Origin of the sequence: Paenibacillus gansuensis (assembly GCF_042684925.1) — a bacterium.
Lineage (GTDB): Bacteria > Bacillota > Bacilli > Paenibacillales > DY6 > Paenibacillus_N > Paenibacillus_N gansuensis.
In genome coordinates this window covers 142637-160549 of sequence record NZ_JBHUME010000011.1, presented here as the reverse complement: position 1 = coordinate 160549, position 17913 = coordinate 142637, and the positions used below count along the sequence as shown (strand labels likewise).

Annotated in this window: 14 protein-coding genes, 1 pseudogene and 1 riboswitch; of the genes and pseudogenes, 11 read left to right on the top strand and 4 right to left on the bottom strand. The window is 53.8% G+C overall.

The genetic code is table 11. The features are described from left to right. Positions 1–40: 40 nt before the first annotated feature. Positions 41–3904, top strand: coding sequence for a fibronectin type III domain-containing protein (locus ACFSUF_RS18055; RefSeq protein WP_377605045.1), 3864 nt, complete (start codon positions 41–43; stop codon positions 3902–3904). Between the two features lie 881 nt (positions 3905–4785). Here ACFSUF_RS18055 and ACFSUF_RS18050 read toward each other — a convergent pair. After that, positions 4786–5547, bottom strand: coding sequence for an oxidoreductase (locus ACFSUF_RS18050; protein WP_377605043.1), 762 nt, complete (start codon positions 5545–5547; stop codon positions 4786–4788). Positions 5548–5606: 59 nt separating this feature from the next. Between ACFSUF_RS18050 and ACFSUF_RS18045 the strand changes: the two are divergent. The 8 genes and pseudogenes from ACFSUF_RS18045 to ACFSUF_RS18010 all read left to right on the top strand — a co-directional run. Further along, positions 5607–6014 (top strand): annotated as a pseudogene (locus ACFSUF_RS18045) (extracellular solute-binding protein); the annotation flags it as partial. 12 nt (positions 6015–6026) lie between these two features. Next, positions 6027–6536: a tetratricopeptide repeat protein gene (locus tag ACFSUF_RS18040; protein WP_377605041.1), complete on the top strand. Its 510-nt coding sequence runs from the start codon at positions 6027–6029 to the stop codon at positions 6534–6536. A gap of 199 nt (positions 6537–6735) precedes the next feature. Further along, the gene (locus ACFSUF_RS18035; RefSeq protein ID WP_377605039.1) at positions 6736–7734 is read left to right on the top strand and encodes an aldose 1-epimerase; all 999 of its coding nucleotides are present in this window, start codon (positions 6736–6738) and stop codon (positions 7732–7734) included. Between the two features lie 260 nt (positions 7735–7994). Next, positions 7995–8165, top strand: coding sequence for a GapA-binding peptide SR1P (locus ACFSUF_RS18030; RefSeq protein ID WP_377605037.1), 171 nt, complete (start codon positions 7995–7997; stop codon positions 8163–8165). Positions 8166–8290: 125 nt separating this feature from the next. Then, on the top strand, positions 8291–8560 hold the full coding sequence (locus ACFSUF_RS18025; protein ID WP_377605035.1) for a hypothetical protein: 270 nt from the start codon (positions 8291–8293) through the stop codon (positions 8558–8560). Positions 8561–8595: 35 nt separating this feature from the next. Further along, positions 8596–9039: a Dps family protein gene (locus tag ACFSUF_RS18020; protein ID WP_377605032.1), complete on the top strand. Its 444-nt coding sequence runs from the start codon at positions 8596–8598 to the stop codon at positions 9037–9039. A gap of 105 nt (positions 9040–9144) precedes the next feature. After that, positions 9145–9579, top strand: a complete 435-nt coding sequence (locus tag ACFSUF_RS18015) for an organic hydroperoxide resistance protein (RefSeq protein ID WP_377605030.1) — start codon at positions 9145–9147, stop codon at positions 9577–9579. A gap of 59 nt (positions 9580–9638) precedes the next feature. Next, positions 9639–9806 (top strand): hypothetical protein, encoded by a 168-nt coding sequence (locus ACFSUF_RS18010; RefSeq protein ID WP_377605028.1) that lies wholly within the window; start codon positions 9639–9641, stop codon positions 9804–9806. Between the two features lie 63 nt (positions 9807–9869). Here the strand turns inward: ACFSUF_RS18010 and queF are convergent, their stop codons facing one another. After that, the gene (gene queF / locus ACFSUF_RS18005; RefSeq protein WP_377605026.1) at positions 9870–10367 is read right to left on the bottom strand and encodes a preQ(1) synthase; all 498 of its coding nucleotides are present in this window, start codon (positions 10365–10367) and stop codon (positions 9870–9872) included. Between the two features lie 12 nt (positions 10368–10379). Then, positions 10380–10423: riboswitch (PreQ1 riboswitch) on the bottom strand. A 516-nt stretch (positions 10424–10939) separates the two neighbouring features. Next, positions 10940–12019, bottom strand: coding sequence for a M42 family metallopeptidase (locus ACFSUF_RS18000; RefSeq protein WP_377605024.1), 1080 nt, complete (start codon positions 12017–12019; stop codon positions 10940–10942). A gap of 253 nt (positions 12020–12272) precedes the next feature. On the opposite strand from ACFSUF_RS18000, the gene aspA reads away from it, so the two are divergent. Beyond that, complete coding sequence (aspA, locus tag ACFSUF_RS17995; RefSeq protein WP_377605022.1) at positions 12273–13691, top strand: aspartate ammonia-lyase; 1419 nt, start codon at positions 12273–12275, stop codon at positions 13689–13691. A gap of 175 nt (positions 13692–13866) precedes the next feature. Beyond that, positions 13867–15171, top strand: a complete 1305-nt coding sequence (locus ACFSUF_RS17990) for a uracil/xanthine transporter (RefSeq protein ID WP_377605020.1) — start codon at positions 13867–13869, stop codon at positions 15169–15171. 1435 nt (positions 15172–16606) lie between these two features. Here ACFSUF_RS17990 and ACFSUF_RS17985 read toward each other — a convergent pair. Further along, positions 16607–17794 carry a M20 family metallopeptidase gene (locus ACFSUF_RS17985; protein WP_377605296.1) on the bottom strand — a complete coding sequence of 396 codons (1188 nt, stop codon included), beginning with the start codon at positions 17792–17794 and terminating at the stop codon, positions 16607–16609. Positions 17795–17913 lie beyond the last annotated feature (119 nt).

Here is a 17913-nt window from a genome sequence, read left to right as displayed (position 1 = left end):
TACTGTAAGCGGTAACATAAATATTGGCGGGAGGGCGTTTATGAACCAAAGTGGAAGACACAATAGTAGAGGGTTTAGGAGGACAGGGCTGGCAGCCATCGCAGCTGTTCTTATGCTGGGGACGGGGGCTATTCCCGCTTATGGAGAAACGGCGCCAAATAGCGGCGGGCCGGGCGGCGGATCCGAGAATGCTGCTGTATTGGGGCAGACGGCTACAGGGACGCCGGGTACAGGCGGAGGAGCGGGAGCGGCGGGAACCGGACGGGATCCTTGGCTTGCGCCGTTCTCGCAGGACAGCATCTGGAACATGCCGATCGGCAGCGGGGCAGATTATCAGCCGGCCAATCTGCCGGGTCAAGGGTATGTACATTCGGATGACGAGTGGCATATGAAGACGCAGGAGTCGGATCCGGTAAGGCCGATCTATTCGCCGGGCGGCTGGACGGACCGGTGTACGGAGACGAACCCGCCTGAAGGGGAGGTGTCTATGCATATTCCGGATGACTTTGTCGTGGCGGATACGATTACGACCGGGGGGATTTATGAGACGCCTAATAATGTATCGACATTTCTGAAGCCCGACGGGCGTTCGCTGATTTCCATCGAGCCGCTTTGCCGGAATAAGGAAGGCGGGCCGGTATTCGGTTATCAGAAAATGCCGAATGAAGATATTTACGGGACCGGTATTTACGGTACCCACTGGGGATCAGGCTTGTCCGGTTTCGGAGGTTCGATCCGCCATGGAGAGCTGACCGGTCCGGACCCGATCCGGCACGCGTTGAAGATTAACGTATGGGGCAACTACCTGCATTACGATAAAGTGAACGATACCACCCCGGGGTATCGCTGGCCTGCGGACCGTGCGGATAACGGCGCTCCGAACAACTACCACGGCACCAATCCGAAGCTGGAAATGGGCGCTTTGCTGGCCATTCCGCCGGGTGAGACGGCGGAAAGCCTTGGTTTGACCAGCGAGGTCGGACGTAAGTTCTTCCACGCGCTTCAGGATTACGGCGCATACATTGCGGACGATACTGGCTGGGATGCTTATGGTTTCAGCTTGGCGAGGGAAGCCCGCTTTGAGTTTGAGGAGCATTACGGCTACTCGTTCAATCAAGGAGATTGGGCGGGCGGAGAAGCCAAAGCGTATTACAACGACATGGTGAAGCTGATTTCAAAGCTTCAGATTGTCGACAACAGTGCCCCGGACCGCATTGGCGGGGGCGGGGAGCGCAGGGCACCGCTGGCCGATCCGGATTTCCGTGCGATGGATGCGGAAGCGCCTACCGTGCCGAGCGGCCTGAAAGTGGACGCCAGGACGACGAACTCGGTCACGTTAAGCTGGGAGCCGTCCGCCGATAATGAGCGTGTCATGGAGTATGAGATCTATCAAGGGACCAAACGGGTGGGCTCAACATACGGGAACACCAAGTTTACGGTGACCGGGCTGAAAAAGGCCACAGTCTATAACTTTAAAGTCGGGGCAAAGGATACAAACTTGAATCGCTCGGAATTCGGTGAAACGGTGACCGTGCAGACGTTCGACGGCTACGCGGAGAATTTCGACGCGAACACGGCTTCCGGCTGGAGTCTCAGCGGCAGTTCGCTGGAATACGGCCGGCTGAAGCTGACCGGCTGGAGCGGCGAGGGCCGCGCGGTCTATACGGGGCGCACGTTTACGGCGCCGGCAGAAGGCAGCGGCTATTACGCGTACAGCGCGGCGCTGCAGACGGATGCCGGGGATAACAACGGCAAGACGCGGGTGTATTTTAACCTGAGCGAGGATGGAGCGAACGGGTATTATGTCCAGATCGGCGGCGGTGCGGCGAATACCGTGGAGCTGGTGAAGCTGACGGGCGGCGCGGCGAAGACGCTCGGCACTTATAACGGCTCATTTCCCATTAACCAATGGGATTGGCCGGTGATTCAGGTGACCTATGGGGCCGGAGGCGCTATTAAGGTCACAGGTTCGCGCGCCGGGACGGAGACCGTGCTGTTCGACGGCATCCAGGATGCTTCCTACGCCGGTGGCCGTATCGGGGTGAGCGCGGCGGGTGCGCAGTCTTTTGCCGACAATGTCAGTGTGCTGGTAGACAGCGGCCAGACCGGGCCGGACACGGAAGCGCCGACGGCGCCTGGCGGATTGCAGGCGGCCGAGCTGACGACAAGTTATGCTACGTTGACGTGGAATGCTGCGACGGATAATTTTGGTGTGGCGGGATATAACGTTTATGTTGACGGGCAGCTGGCGGGGACGACGGAGAACACGGTGTATGCACTGAAACAGCTGACGAAGAGCACCGCTTATCAGATCCGGGTAGAAGCCGTGGACGGTACGGGAAACCGGTCCGCACCTGCGGAGATGACGATTACTACGCCGGCTGTGGATGCTTTGAAGCGGTATGAGCAGAATTTTGACAAGGCTCCTTTGGAAGGATGGACGTTGAGTTCGGCGGAGGTAAGCGGCGGAGCGCTGCAGACCGGAAACTGGGGCGGCGATGCTTTGGCGGTCTATTCCGGGGATTCTTTTGCCGGCCAGGTTACTTATAAATTCCGTGTGAACGCTTGGGGGACGGGGGAAGCGAACTTGATCCGCGTTTACTTCCAGGATCAGGACGCGGACAACACTTATGTGCTGGAAACGGGCGGGAATGAGCCGAACCGGCTGGTGCTTAGCTCAATTGTAGGCGGTGTCAAAACCGAACTGGGGCAGATGAGCGGGTATTCGCTGAAAGATGGCGCCGATCTCACCATTTCCTATAAGGATGGACAGATTCGGATCGAAGGCCGCAAAGGAGACCAGACCCAGCTATTGTTTGACAAGTCGGCGGCCTCGGAACTTGCCTACGGCACGATCGCATTCGGGGCACAGTATAACTTTGCTTTTTTTGACAATCTGTCGGTGGAGTCGCTGGTTACGGATGTGGAGCCCCCTTCAGTGCCAGCGGGGCTGCAGTCTTTGGCGCAGACCGGCGAATCCATATCGTTAAGCTGGTTGGCAGCGTCGGATAATGTGGGAGTGGCGGGATATAACTTGTATCAAAACGGTGCCTTGTTAGCAAAATTGGCAGGTACGGAGTATGTGGCTGCCGGATTGCAGGGAGATACCGAGTACACATTTACTGTAACGGCGCGGGACCGTTCCGGGAATGTGTCGGAGCTTAGCGTTCCTTTAAAGGTGAAGACGAAAGTTTCCACGCGCCTGCCGCGCATCGGCTGGTCGGCGGTAACCTTATCGAGCGACGGTACGCCGGCAGCCAATGCATGGGACGGCAACCCCGCATCCCGCTGGAGTTCCGGCCAAGGGATGAAGGGCGGCCAATGGTTCACGCTGGATCTAGGGTCACTGCATCGGTTCAACCGGGTTGTGCTGGATACGACGGGATCGCCGAAAGACTACCCTCCGGGATATGAAATTTATGTTTCCTCGGATGGTACGGATTGGGGCCAGCCTGTTACCGCGGGCAGCGGGAATACCGTAACGGACATTTCCTTCCGTACAGCAGAAGCCCGCTATGTACGGATCGTGCAGACCGGCGAGTCCGGCAGTTGGTGGTCGATTCATGAGCTGTATGTACACAACGAGCCGGATTTGCAGCCGCCTGCAGCGCCTGCCGGCCTTGCCTTTACCGTGACGGACCGGAAAAGCGCCATTCGCCTGAGCTGGCAGGACGCCTCAGACAATGACGGGATCGCCGGCTACGAAGTGTACCGCGACGGCGTGAAGCTGGCTGATGCCGCTGGTCTTAAGTACGATGTCACCGGGCTGGATAAGCACCGGACCTATACGTTCACCGTCAAGGCGGTTGACCGGAGCGGGAATGTGTCCCCGGCTACTGCAGCAGTCAGCGTGAATTTAAAAGAGGAAGAGAAGAAGGGGAAAGGTAAGGATAAAGATAAGTAATATGTCATGGAGCCTGGCTGCCGATATCGGCGCCGGGCTTTTTTGTGTTTAGTAGATATGCTGCATATTCGGGGGTCGATAGCTGCTGCGAGCACATTATGGTAATGAGTTTCGCTATTCTGTCGCTGGATTACGATATAAAGTTGATATTTTAAGTAATCTAGCTGTAAACGACAATTAATTACCATATTCGGTCGTCACGAGGACGTATTATGGTAATTAATTATCGTTTGAAGGGACGAGTGGGCTGGAATGGGCAGTTTTATGGTAATTCGGGTGCAGAATAAGGTAATTGGTTACTTTCGGTACATGGACTATTGAGGGAGAGCGGACCTTGGGGATACCTGGGAAGTAGAGGAACGGACTATGAGGATGCCATGGGATACCCGGATCACTTATGGTAATGAATTTCTCTATTCTGCCGCCGAATTACGCTATAAAGTTGATATTTTAAGTAACTAGCTGTAAACGACACAGATTTACCTTAATCGGTAGTCAGAGGCGCAGAATTAGGAAATTCATGGTCGTTTGAAGGGACGAGTGGGCTGGAATGGGCAGTTTTATGGTAATTCGGGTGCAGAATAAGGTAATTGGTTACTTTCGGTACACGGACTATTGAGGGAGAGCGGACCTAGGGGATACCTGGGAAGTAGAGGAACGGACTATGAGGATGCCATGGGATACCCGGCATGTAGAGGAACGGACTAACAGCCCCATGGGAGAGGAGTGGTCCGGACATAACATCCGCTGGAGGTTAGCTCCTGTCGCGGGGGCCTGGCTGGCCTGTTCCGCATGCGAGCTGAGGCCGTCGCTGGGCCGGCCACGGAGCCCGGCCCAGCCCGCGTGCCCAAGGCCGCCCGGGCCAACCCGCCAGGCCGGGCCTAAGCCCGCCCGGCCAGGGCCGGGAGCGTCTCCGACTCGTGGACGGAGACGCCCCGGGGCTCGCGCTGCGCCGCGTGAAGCATGGCGCGCGCCACAACACTGGCCTGGACCGGGCGGTATTTCCGCAGCGGTCCGGCCAGCAAGACCGAGAGCGGCTTGGCGAGCACCGCCGCCGCCCGCTCTCCAAAGCGGAACTCCTGCCGCTCACCGAGCAGCAGGGAGGGCCGCATGATGTGCAGGGCCGCGAAGCCCTGCGCACGAAGCCCTTCTTCCATAGCACCTTTTGTGCGCAGGTAGAAGTTAGAAGAGTTTGCGTCGGCTCCGATGGAGCTGACGACGATGTACTGCGATGCGCCGGCGGAGCGGGCAGCACAGGCCAGAGCCAGCGGGTACTCCGCGTCGATGCGGTACATCGCTTCCTTGGAGCCGGCTTTTTTGATCGTCGTACCGAGGCAGCAGAACACATCGTCCGCCGACAGCACAGACCGGTCCAGCTTGTCCAGCCCGTCAAAATCGACAACCGCCTGCCGCAGCTTCCCATGCTGAAGCGGCAGCTCCCTCCGGACTAAGGCGATAACCTCCCGATAAACCCCGATATTCAAAAGCATCTGCAGCAGCTCCTGCCCGATCAGTCCGCTTGCACCCGCAATCAGCGCTATTTTGCTCATAGCCGCACCGTCCCTGTTTCTTAAGTGTAAGTAGTTTCTATCATTGTATCTCCGAATTTGGTTTGAAGCGAGCCGAAGTGCCCGTTTTTGCAAAAAACTGTTATAATGTCGGCATAGAAACAATAGAAAAAGGAGTTTATCAATGAGTATAGTCGCTTCATTATTCGCTGAATGATACGAAGGAAGCGCATCTGCAGGAGGCGAAGCGCAAGCTGGACGCCCTGACACCGAACGTGAAGGCGATTGTGGGCGACGAGATCAAGCTGCTGCTGGCGAACGAGGAAGCAGCGGTGGGACTGGTATGGTCCGGGGACGCGTCGGAGATTATGGGCGAGAACGAGAAGCTCGATTATGTTGTGCCGGAGGAGGGATCGAACCTGTGGTTCGATAATATGGTAATCCCGAAAACGGCACGCAATATCGAAGGGGCCCACGAGTTCATCAACTTTATGCTGGACTCGGAGCTGACCGAAAAGCTCGAAGTGTACGAGAACCTCGGCAAGCGGATGCTCGCTCATTATAACGAGCTGTTTTTGGAGTTTAAGATGCATAGCAAGTAAGGAGACGAGGACATGCATACAGATGCTTTGAGCAAGCTGATAGAGCTTCGGGAAAAAGGAAGAGCCGAACAGGATCAGGCACTTTTGGCCGAGGTAAGGGCGCATTTACTGCAGCTGCTGTCGGAATACCCGGATGCAGCGGAAATTCATTATCAGACGGGCATTGCGCATGATAACTCCGGCTTGGGGCGGGAAGCCATCCCTTACTACGAGCATGCGCTTGAGCTGGGACTTTCCGGTCCCGATCTGGAACGGTGCCTGATGGGACTAGGGAGCACTTACCGCTACTGGGGTTTCTATGACAAAGCAGTGGAAACCCTGCGCCGAGGCCGGGCAGAATTCCCGGAGAACCGGGCGATCCAGGTGTTTCTCGCCATGTCGCTGTATAATAGCCGGCAATACAAGGAAAGTGTTGAGCTGCTGATTACCAACTTGATGGAAACAACCACAGATGAAAAGCTGCAGTATTTTAAGCGGGGAATTTTGGCGTACAATGAGGACTTGGATGAGAGGGCGGAGTAAGCAAGCTTACGTCCCTTGATGGGTTTGGCAGTTTAATCTTTTCTAGCGCAACATAAGGGCTGCTTATCAGGACTAATCCTCCTTACAGCATTGTTGCGCCCGCGGGATCTGTGCTACTCTAGTTACTAGAGCCCAGGGCAGGGCAATTGGTGCAAGAAGGACTGCAATTATACTAATAACTATATAAAGGAGATCCGACATGACTCAAAACAAAGCTTACGAAGGTACATATCAAGGGGAGCGTGCAGTCTGGCTTCAGCACGGGCGTTACGAGGCGGCGGTCCTGCCGGAAATCGGGGCGAACCTGATTGCGTTCCGCGATACCGAAAGCGGATGTCGTTTCCTGCATGAGCCGACGGAAGAGGAGATGCCGTCCTTCAAAGCACGGCCGATCATTCACGGGATTCCGGTCCTGTTTCCGCCGAACCGTTATGAAGACGGGCAGTTCCCATGGAAAGGTCAGGTTCTCCAGTTTCCGGTCAATGAAGAAGCAACGGGCAACCATCTGCACGGCTTTGTCCATGACATTCCGTGGACTGTGGACGAATTCGGAAGCAGCGCTTCCGAAAGCTATGTGATTGTGTCCTTAACTGTGGATGAGCACCACGGCGTGTACAAGTATCTTCCTTTCCGCTTTACGCTGCAGCTTCGTTACTCGCTGAGCCGCGATGGCCTGTCCCAGCAAGTGCTTGTACGTAATGAAGGCGAAACGGAAATGCCTTGCTTGCTGGCCTTCCACACTTCCGTGAACGCACCTTTCGTACCTGGCGCGAGTGCCAAGGATTACCGCTTGAAGTTAACCGTCGGCGAACGTTGGGAAATGTCCAAGCGCATGCTGCCAACAGGGCAGTACCAAGCCCTGACCGAAAATGAGAGCCTGATGCGCGACGGAGGAGTCTATCCGTTCTACGAGGCGATGGACAATCACTACACCGCACTTGCTCAAGGCGGCCGCAACCGCATGGAACTGACCGATACAAAAGCCGGCGTGACCTTGGTATACGATGTAGGAACTTCGTATAAGCAGTGGATGATCTGGAACAACTTTGCAACGGAAGGCTTCTTCTGTCCCGAGCCTCAAATCAACCTGGTGAATGCGCCTAAATCCAACCTTCCTGCAGACGAGATCGGCCTGTTCGGCCTGGCTCCGGGCGAGATTTGGGAATCTACCAGCCGCTTGTATGTGAAGAAAGCATAGAAATGAACTGAATATTATATAAGAACCCGCTGAAGGCAGCTGTCTCCAGCGGGTTCTTTTTCTTTTGTTCGCAGCGCTGTCGAATAGGGCGGTCAAGCTGCAGCGCACACTTTCACCTGATAAACAGGCAGCAGCAATGTCCTCCCGTAGAGGACATTTGTTGTTGATATCCGAAACTTACCGTCATAACGTAAGCGCTTACCTAATACACATATAGTACTCCATGCAAAACACATTCTCGAGAGGGTGAAGGAACGGCAATGAGTCAGCCTGTAAAAAGATTACCTTTGGGAGTTATTGTTTGCAGAAGCTGCGGAACGATGGTGGATACACTGGATACGGACAGAGTGATCGTGTACTCGGGATTTTGCGACAAATCCGAGTGCCGGAACCCGCAATCACCGGCTGAACCGGAACCGGACTGGGAATAAGGATCATGGCAGAAAGCGGCCCTCGGGCCGCTTTCTTGCGTGACAAAAGAAGAATCGGACAACACATCCCGCCCATACAATGAACAATGGATTTTACAGCGAGGGAAACGGGAGGGGCAGGAATCGTGAGCCGGAGGAAAAAGCAAAAAGTGGTGTTTATGGTCGTCTCCATACCTAAAGTGAAACAGATCATTCTAATTGATGTCATTGCTGGGACTGCCGTTTACTATGCTTTCCAGTTTTCTTTTCAATCGACCGGTATCGCTACGGCAGTCAGTATGGTGTTCTCCTCCCTGGTCCGCAGGGAATTGAGGAGGCGTAACAGCAGCTTGCAGAAAATCCCGTGGCCCGCTTTGGCCGGTCCGCATGTTTTTAGAACTGTAAGGATACAATAATTTGGGTAAATTTACTTCCGAAGGGAGGAACGACGTTGACGAAGAACGGGTTAACCGGGATTCTGAACGAGCAGGTCGCCAACTGGAGTGTACTGTATATTAAGCTGCACAATTACCATTGGTATGTGAAAGGCGCGCAATTTTTCACTTTGCATGCCAAATTTGAGGAGCTGTACAATGAGGCTTCCATGCATATCGATGAATTGGCCGAACGCTTATTGACGCTGGGCGGGCAGCCGGTCGCAACCATGAAGGGCGTGCTGGAGCTGTCTCAGATCCAGGAAGCGCAGGGGGATGAGCAGGCAGAGAGCATGGTGGCGAATCTGGTGGAAGATTTCGACATGGTCATTCGCCAGTCCAAAGAAGGACAAGCCGCCGCTCAGGAACAGGGCGATGAAGTCACGGCGGACATGCTGTTGGCCATTTACTCCGGGGTCGAAAAGCATAATTGGATGCTGAGATCGTTTTTGGGCAAATAATAGCAGCTGGCGTTCAGCCAAGCCGCAATGGTTGTTAGTTTGATTGGAAAAAGGGTATATACCAGAGAGATAAACTACTTTATTTTGGAAAGCGAGGATGTAACAATGAATGCATTGTACACGGCTACGGCCACCGCAGTAGGCGGACGGGAAGGTAACGCGGCATCGGATGACGGAAAATTGAATGTGAAACTGGGTATGCCAAAAGAACTCGGCGGCTCCGGCGGCGAGGGAACGAACCCGGAGCAGCTGTTTGCGGCGGGATATGCGGCTTGTTTTGAAAGCGCCTTGGCACTGGTTGCCCAAAGACAAGGTATGAAGATCAGCGGTACGCAGGTTACCGCCCAAGTCTCCTTGTACAAAAATGGAGAAGCGTTCAAGCTGGGCGCTGAGTTAAACGTATATATTCCGAACGTGGATGCAGCCAAAACCGAAGAGCTGGCTCACGCTGCGCACCAAGTGTGCCCTTATTCCCGGGCAACAGAGGGCAACATTGACGTGACGATTCGTGCTTCGGAGCAGCGTTCGGTTTCGTTTTAAGGCAGAATGCACCGGAAACTATCTTACACGCCAAACAGCGTAAAAGGAGCTATTTTGATATGACCCCTCCGGATAAAAATCTAGAAAACACGGTCAAAGACCTGGAACAAACGCCGGTGAACAGCCTGCAGGCCCAACAGATGCAGCAAAAGGATAACGACAACCGCAAGGCCATGATCGACAATGACGGCGGCGACAAGCCGAATGAGATCAAAACGTACCAGTAAATGAAAAAATCCGCCCCTGTGGAACAGGAGCGGGTTTTTTTGTGACCGGAGAGGACAGGCAAATTAGCGGTTGTCCACGTTTTCCGGGTAAAGGTCATGGTTCATCATCCGGTAGTTCGCCATTTCTTCGTACTTGGTTCCCGGCTTGCCGTAGTTGGTGTACGGATCGATCGAAATGCCGCCGCGCGGGGTAAACTTGCCCCAAACCTCGATGTAGCGCGGGTCCATCAGTTTGATCAGGTCGTTCATGATAATGTTCATGCAGTCCTCATGGAAATCGCCATGATTGCGGAAGCTGAACAGGTACAGTTTGAGGGATTTGCTTTCGACCATTTTTTGATCGGGAATGTAGCTGATGTAGATGGCCGCAAAATCCGGCTGTCCCGTGATCGGGCACAGGCTGGTAAACTCGGGACAATTGAATTTCACAAAATAATCCCGGTACGGATGCTTATTGTCGAATGACTCCAGAATGTCGGGGCTGTATTCGAACACATATTTCACCTGCTGATCGCCCAGCAGCGTTACGTCCTTCATCTCGGACGGTTGTCTTCCTGCCATGTATATTACCTCTTTCATCTAGTTTTTTTGTGAGGGAGTTTTCGAACCTCAGCGCCGAATGGGATGTGCCAACCGCATCATACAAACGGTACAGCCCATGCAGAGCACCAACCATTATACCTCATATCGTACAGTTTGTGTGTATTGATTAGTTTGTAACAGTTGGAAGGAAATTATGTTTTCTGGGATTGACAATAAGGTCACTTGGTGCCGCTTATGGTAACCCCTTTCGCTATATTGTTGTTGGAGTACGCTATTTCCTAGTAATTTGGAGTTATTACGTTTTAAACGACACTGATTTTCCTTTATCGGTAGCGACCGGAACAGAATAAGGAAAATTATGGTCGACTGCAATGGCGGGTGTGTGTAAATGGACTGTTTTAAGGTAAAGGGGATGCAGAATAAAGTAATTGGTTACTTTCCTGGCGCGAATTATGGGGAGTGAGCGGACTGTGGAGAAAGAAATCTGAGGTTAATCCATTTTAGAGCGGGGAGGCAAACATGGGTGCGCAACATAAAAACAGCCCGCCGATAGCGGGCCGTTCATGAAATTCTTATATTCGTCGCCGTTCCTACCGATTGTCCAAAATCGTCCGGAACGTCGTAGCATCAGCGCCGCGCACCAGCTTCACCAGCAGTTCCTTCGCAGCGGCATAGTCGTCGACATGCATGATCGACGCAGCTGTGTGGATGTAGCGCGAGCAGATCCCGATTACGGCCGACGGAACGCCTTGGCCGTGCAGGTGCACCTGACCGGCGTCCGTGCCGCCGGCAGACACAAAATACTGATACGGGATGCTGTGCGTCTCCGCCGTATCGAGAATGTACTCGACCATGCCCCGGTGGGTGATCATGGTCGGGTCAAAAATGCGGAGCAGCGCGCCTTTGCCTAGCTGCCCGAACGCGTTCCTGTCGCCGGTGGCGTCGTTCGCCGGCGAGGCATCTAGGGCGAAGAACAGATCCGGCTGGATCAGGTTCGCCGCCGTGCGCGCGCCGCGCAGGCCGACCTCCTCCTGGACAGTCGCGCCGGAATACACCACGTTCGGCAGGGTCGCCTTGTCCGCATGGAGCTCCTTCAGGAGCTCGATGGCGAGGCCGACGCCGTAACGGTTGTCCCACGCCTTGGCCATAATCTTCTTCGGATTGGCCATTGGCGTGAACGGGCATATCGGCACGATCGGCTGCCCCGGCAGAATGCCCATCGACAGCGCGTCCTCCTTGTTGTCGGCGCCTACGTCGATGTACATCGTTTTGATATCGACCGGCTTTGAGCGCGTCGCTTCATCCAGCAGATGCGGCGGTGTAGAGCCGATGACGCCGACCACACGGCCTTTTTTCGTGATAATCTCGACCCGCTGCGCAAGCATCGTCTGGTTCCACCAGCCGCCAAGCGTGACGAACTTAATCATTCCGTTATCGGTAATGGCCGACACCATAAAACCGACTTCGTCCAAGTGCCCGGCCACCATAATGCGGGGGCCATTTTCATTCCCGCGCATCACGCCGAACACACTGCCAATCCGGTCATGCACGATTTCGTCCGTATACAGCGAAAGCTGGGACTCGACAAAAGCGCGAAGCTCGCGCTCATGCCCGGAAACCGACGGTGTTTCCGTCAATGTTTTGAAAAGCTGAAGCGTATCTTCCTTCATGGGAGCCAACTCCTTCTGAACCCTGGTTAGGGAAATATGTAACCGCATGCCCATAGTATAACGCAAAATCTCCCTGAAAGCCCGCCGCTTCCCCTAATGCCAGAGTAAGAAAACTGCAAGTTCCATATACTAGGAAGAGGGAATGAAAATATTTACAAAACATGTAAGGTTTCACTTGCGGCTGGCGTTCAAACCTTGCTATGCTGTAGTGGTAATGGAAGCCAATTTGTCCCGCGAAACGGAGAGAATAGTGATGGCAACTACACGAATTGAGAAGGATTTTTTAGGTGAAAAAGAAGTCGCATCCCACGCTTACTACGGGATCCAGACGCTGCGGGCGGTCGAGAACTTTCCGATCACGGGCGTCCCAGTTCATCCTGAACTGGTGCATTCTTTAGCTATAGTTAAAAAGGCGGCTGCCCAAGCCAACATGGATACTCATCTGCTGAACGCTGCAATTGGCGGAGCGATTATTAAAGCCGCGGAGGAAGTGGCGGACGGCGCGTTAGCCGACCAGTTTATCGTTGATTCCATTCAAGGCGGAGCGGGCACCTCCATCAATATGAACATGAACGAAGTGTTGGCTAATCGGGCGCTGGAGCTGCTCGGTAAGCAAAAGGGCGAATACTTCCACTGCAGCCCGAACAACCATGTGAACATGTCCCAATCCACCAACGACGCGATTCCGACGGCCCTGAAACTAGCGGCGTACCGGATGACGCAGCGGCTGCTTGCCACCATGGAGGAGCTGTTCAAAGGGTTTGAAACCAAGAGAGAAGCGTTCGATGCCGTCATCAAAATGGGGCGGACCCATCTCCAGGACGCAGTTCCCATTCGTCTGGGACAAGAGTTCGGCGCTTACGCCAAAGTGCTTTCGCGCGACATCGACCGTATCCGCAGGTCCGCTGATAACCTGCTGACCGTCAACATGGGGGCAACAGCTGTGGGTACCGGACTGAATGCTTTGCCGGAATACATAGAAAAAGTCATTATCCACCTGGCCGAAGGCTTCGGCGTGCCTGTCCGTAAGGCCGAAGATCTCGTGGATGCCACCCAGAATACGGACGCTTACGTGGAACTGTCCGCAGCGCTTAAAGTATGTGCCGTCAACATGTCCAAAATATGCAACGACATCCGCATGATGGCATCCGGGCCGCGCGCTGGCTTGGCGGAGCTGATTCTGCCGGAGCGTCAGCCAGGCTCTTCCATCATGCCGGGCAAAGTGAACCCCGTCATGGCGGAAGTGGTCAATCAGGTGGCGTTTCAGGTCATCGGTAATGACCATACGATCTGTCTGGCCTGTGAGGCCGGCCAGTTCGAACTGAACGTCATGGGTCCGGTCATCGCGTTTAACCTGCTGCAGTCGCTGAAAGTGTTGGATAACGGCCTGGACGTGTTCAACCGCTTCCTCATTGCCGGTCTTGAAGCCAACAACGAGCGCTGTCAGGCGTACGTAGACCAAAGCTTCGGTATCGTTACGGCCTTAAACCCGCATCTGGGTTATGAAGTGGCGGCAAGACTGGTCAAGGAAGCGCTGGCTACCGGCGGCAACATCAAAGAAATGATTATTGAACGCGGGATTTTGACCGCTGCGGAGGTCAACGAAATTTTGGACCCTGTCCAGATGACCACACCAGGCATCTCAGGCGAAAGGCTGCTTCAAATGGAGTAGACTGCTGCAGGCTGCCGGTTGCATCCATTGGTGCCGACTGCTACAGGCTGTATCGCCGACTGTTTCCAATGGATTAGACTGCTACAGGCTGTTACCGCAGAATTGAAGCAAGTTCTTTTGATTTTGATAATGCGGTACAGCCAATAACACCTAGGTTCCACTCAAGGAGCAAGCTATGAACAACAACAATCCCAACTCCGCTTTGCTGCTAGGCAGCATTCAGTGGCTGTTTTTTATGTTTACCAATACGATCGTCATCCCTCTGTCTGTGGGAGCCGCTTTCCAGCTCCCCGCAGGGGATATTGAGTCCGCTATGCGGACTTCCTTTATTCTGACCGGAGCGGCTTGCCTGCTGCAGGCTTTGTTTGGCCACCGGCTTCCATTGATGGAGGGACAGTCCGGCTTGTGGTGGAGTCTTATTTTGAGCTTAGCGGCTGCAACAGCCTCTACAGGCGGTTCCATGGAAGTGCTGGGAGGATCGCTGTCTCTGGGCATTTTGATAGGAGGGCTGGTGGTGGCTGTGCTGGGTGCACTGGGATTCACCAAAGTCCTTTCAAGGCTCTTCACCCGAAATGTCATGGCCGTCTTCCTGTTCCTCCTGTCATTTCAATTAAGCTCCATCTTTTTCAAAGGCATGCTGGGCCTGACAGGACGCTCTTCCATCAACCCGGCCGAGGCCGGATTATCAGTCGTTCTTGTCGCACTGGTTGTTTTTATTAGTCTAAAAGGGCGCGGCATGATCAGCAACTTCTCCATTTTGATCGGAATCATCATCGGCTGGATCTTGTATGTCGTGTTTCTGCCGGGTGCGCCCGAACCCGCTGCCGGAGCGGCAGGCACCGCAAGTGCCCGAATCTTTGAACTGTTTCCCTGGGGGAGTCCGGCGGTGGACTTGGGGGTCATGGTCACAGCTGTATTGGCGGCCGTAGTAAACATGACGAATAATATTGCAAGCATCAAAGGAGCCGAGCCGATTATGGGCCGCGAAATGACCCAAGGCCAATACAAAGCTTCCATGATCTGGACCGGCTTGATCAGTTCGGCTGCAGGCGTCTTTGGAGCCGTACCTTACGCGCCGTACTCGTCATCGCTGGGCTTTTTGCTGTCCACACGCATCCTAAGCCGGGCCCCATTCCTGTTGGGAGCCGCCTTGTTCGTGCTGATCGGCATCGTGCCGGCATTGGGCCACTTCTTCTCCTCGCTGCCCATCAGCGTAGGGAACGCCGTGCTGTTCGCTGCGTACCTTCAATTGCTGGGTTCCGCCCTGCGCAACGTCGAAGGCGTCTCTTACAACTACCGGACCATCTACCGGATCGCCGCCCCCGTACTGGTGGGCATGTCCCTGATGACCCTGGCCCCTTCCGTCTTCGCCAGCTTCCCAGGCTACATCCGCCCGCTGCTCAGCAACGGCCTCCTTGTCGGCGTCCTGTTCTCCTTAGCCCTGGAAAACCTGATCCGCTGGGAGCAGTATGAAACCTGACCTGTTTTAACTAGATTAACTTTATCCCGTTTCACTGCATTGGAATTTACTGCATAACAATTTACCGCATTAAAACATTCACTGCCTTACATTCACTGCCTTACATTCATTGCAAATCAATTCACCGCAATTACTGCACTGCACACCACATCATTTCGCCTCACCTTCCCACAAGATGCAGAGCCTAAGACCAGGTTCTGCATCTGCTATTCCTCCACTTTCAAACTATCCTCCAAAACTCATACAAACACTCCCTGCATACACACTACTCCACTAGCAGATCCAGAACACGCCAAGAAAAATGTCTCCCAACATGAAAGCAAAATAGTCCTTCTACAAGATACGCCAAACGGCACCCAACTCAGTAAACAAAACAATTCCCAACAAGATACGCCAAACGGCACCCAACTCAGTAAACAAAACAATTCCCAACAAGATACGCTAAGCGGCACCCAACACAGTAGTAAAAACGGTCCGCAACACGATTCACAGAACGGCTGCCAACACGGTAAGCAAATACGATCCTGAACACAGTAAGCAAACAGCACTCTCCTTACCGTCCTTGTGGAGCGCACAAATAGCATAAAAATGTTTTTCAAAAGGTGGACATTCCTATATTGGAAAGTTAGTAGCATTAATTCTATATGTGACGTCATAGCAGTTGGTTCTAATACTATATATGGTGGTTCTTAGTGAGGAGTATAGGTACCCCTGCATGTCCTCCTTTTAGAAAACATGAAGGGCTGTTTTGTCCCCGCAGCACGGACATTTTGACGAAAATAGTGGTAGATTTTACGTTTATTTTGAAGTTGACCCGCAATTACGGGAATTACGATAATGCAATGTAAGCTTGTCCATCCTCGATGTACAAAACTCAAAAAATGTCTTTCTAAAGGAGGACACGGGTACCTTTATGGGTTTGGTAGTAGAAGATACTATATGTTGAGTCCTAACACTTGGTACTAATCCAAAATGTGGAGTTAGTTAATAGAATGAATAAAAACAGGAATGTCCACCTTTTGAAAGACAAATTGGCCAATTTGTGCATGTGTCACGGACACGGAAACAAACATCGAGATGGAAATAGAAACGAACATAGACAAGGACATGGAAACGGACTAGAAACGGACATAAAAACTGAAACGGCAATTGGATTAGGTATGGTAATGGGAACAGAACCGGAAATGAAATTGAAGATGTATGGAATGGACATAGGACTGGACACGGAGATAATCACGGAAATGAACACGGAATGAACACGGAATGAACACGTAGATAAACAGGGAATGAACATGGAGATGAATACGGAAAAGAACACGGAAATGAACACGTACAATGTTATGGGGAAGCGGAGAGGGGATTTGCCAACCGGGGGATGGGAATAAAGCAAAGCCGCCCAATGAATGGACGGCCTTGGCAAGGGATGCACAGGTAATTAGGTTGAGGTGGTGGAGCTTGCTGCCTTGTGGCGGACGAACTCTTGCTGAACGGCTTGTAAGAGAGCCGGGTCGGCGAAAAGGTCACTGCCGGTGCGGGCAAGAGCCGCGGCGCCGAAGAGCAGGGCAGACATGCCGCGGTCTCCGCCTACGGCCTCGCGGAACTCGTGCGTGTGCAGGTCGTACGGGCAATCCGGTACACGCACATAAGGGTGCACGGCCGGGACGATGTGGCTCACGTTCCCGAGGTCGAGGGAACCGTGGTCCAGCCCCGACTGGATTTCGGACGGGTCCACGCCCATGGCGATGATGTTATCGGTGAACAGACCGGACAGCGTCTGATTGGTGATCATGTTGTCATAACTCAGCTCGTAATTGGAAATTTCGAGCGTACAGCCCATCGCCGCGGCGGCTGCTTCGCCGGCCCGGCGCACTTTGTCGGCGACGAGGCGTACCGTCGCCTTTTCGGCTGCGCGCACGTAAAACTGCGCTTGCGCAAAGTCGGGCACCACGTTCGGCGCAATACCGCCGTGGGAGATAATGCCGTGAATGCGCACATCCGGCGTCACATGCTGACGCAGCGCATTCACGGAGCTGAACAGCTGCAGCACGCTGTCCAGCGCATTGATGCCGTCCTGCGGATTTGCAGCTGCATGCGCGGACTTGCCGTGATAGCTGAACTGCAGCGCTTCGATTGCCATCGACGAGCCGCTTCGCTCGTACGCCTTGTACGGATGCGCCATCATAGCCGCATCCACGCCGTCGAAGAAGCCTTGCTCGGCCATCGGTACCTTGGCGCCGTTCGTCTCTTCCGCCGGCGTGCCGAACACCACCACTTTCCCGGCTTGAACCGCGCCGGTCTCTTTTAGCGCGATGGCGGCTGTGCTGCTCATCACGCCGATAATGTTATGGCCGCAGGCATGGCCCAGTCCGGCCAAGGCGTCATACTCCGCCAGGTAAGCTATGGTCGGCCCGGGCACGCCGCTGTCAAACTCTGCGCGAAAGGCGGTCGCAAGTCCCGCCACTTTGCGTTCTACATTGAAACCGTACTGCTCCAGCAGTCCGGTCAACAGCTTCATCGCCTCGAACTCCTGGTTACCGAGTTCGGGATTGTTCCATATTTGTTTACTGACCGAAATCCACTCATCCCGATGGGATTCTATAAAAGCGGAGATCCGTTCTTTGATCGCGGTGTTATCCATCTTTTTGCCTACTTTCTTATTATGTACCTCCACAATAGCAAATTGATTCTTGAAGTTCAATGTGTTCACTGGTAACCTGTAAATACTGAAAGCCTGATGGGGGA

Bases quoted from the DNA above. Each gene is read 5' to 3' on its own strand.
- ACFSUF_RS18055 (WP_377605045.1), top strand. From the start codon at position 41: ATGAACCAAAGTGGAAGACACAATAGTAGAGGGTTTAGGAGGACAGGG.
- ACFSUF_RS18040 (WP_377605041.1), top strand. From the start codon at position 6,027: ATGCATACAGATGCTTTGAGCAAGCTGATAGAGCTTCGGGAAAAAGGA.
- ACFSUF_RS18035 (WP_377605039.1), top strand. From the start codon at position 6,736: ATGACTCAAAACAAAGCTTACGAAGGTACATATCAAGGGGAGCGTGCA.
- ACFSUF_RS18030 (WP_377605037.1), top strand. From the start codon at position 7,995: ATGAGTCAGCCTGTAAAAAGATTACCTTTGGGAGTTATTGTTTGCAGA.
- ACFSUF_RS18015 (WP_377605030.1), top strand. From the start codon at position 9,145: ATGAATGCATTGTACACGGCTACGGCCACCGCAGTAGGCGGACGGGAA.
- ACFSUF_RS18010 (WP_377605028.1), top strand. From the start codon at position 9,639: ATGACCCCTCCGGATAAAAATCTAGAAAACACGGTCAAAGACCTGGAA.
- queF (WP_377605026.1), bottom strand. From the start codon at position 10,367: ATGGCAGGAAGACAACCGTCCGAGATGAAGGACGTAACGCTGCTGGGC.
- ACFSUF_RS18000 (WP_377605024.1), bottom strand. From the start codon at position 12,019: ATGAAGGAAGATACGCTTCAGCTTTTCAAAACATTGACGGAAACACCG.
- aspA (WP_377605022.1), top strand. From the start codon at position 12,273: ATGGCAACTACACGAATTGAGAAGGATTTTTTAGGTGAAAAAGAAGTC.
- ACFSUF_RS17990 (WP_377605020.1), top strand. From the start codon at position 13,867: ATGAACAACAACAATCCCAACTCCGCTTTGCTGCTAGGCAGCATTCAG.